Origin of the sequence: Bacillus cereus group sp. N24 (assembly GCF_016483345.1) — a bacterium.
In the GTDB taxonomy this organism is placed as follows: Bacteria; Bacillota; Bacilli; order Bacillales; family Bacillaceae_G; genus Bacillus_A; species Bacillus_A toyonensis.
Genome location: NZ_JAEHCA010000103.1, coordinates 1 through 393, shown reverse-complemented (window position 1 = coordinate 393; position 393 = coordinate 1). Strand labels below are relative to the sequence as shown.

Below are 393 nucleotides of genomic sequence, written 5' to 3'. Positions count from 1 at the left end.
CTACATTTAATGATGAATTAGTCAGTAGTCACTTTGCCATCATCCCAACAACAAAATTATATGTCGGGACCAACCGAGATCCATTAGAAAAACAGTTATATGACTTAATTGTAAAACGATTTATCGGGAACTTTATGAAACCAGCAATCTACCTGGTAAGAGAAGTACATTTTATAGATCAAGAGGCTAACACTTATAGCACAAAAGAGAAGATCCTACAAGAGAAAGGGTTTCTAAGTGTGTTTCAAGAGGATATAGAAGAGGGTTCAGTTGAAGCGTTTCAGATACCTATTTTACAAGAAGGAGATTCTTTCAAAATCGTTCAGTATGACTTGATTGAGTCTCGAACAAAGAAACCAGCCTTTCATACGGAAAGTTCCATTTTAACCTTTA

1 protein-coding gene is annotated in these 393 nt (G+C 35.4%); it reads left to right on the top strand.

The annotated features are described in order from the left end of the window. Positions 1-393: DNA topoisomerase (locus tag JDS95_RS30550; RefSeq protein WP_242474214.1), on the top strand; the 393-nt coding region annotated here is incomplete at both ends.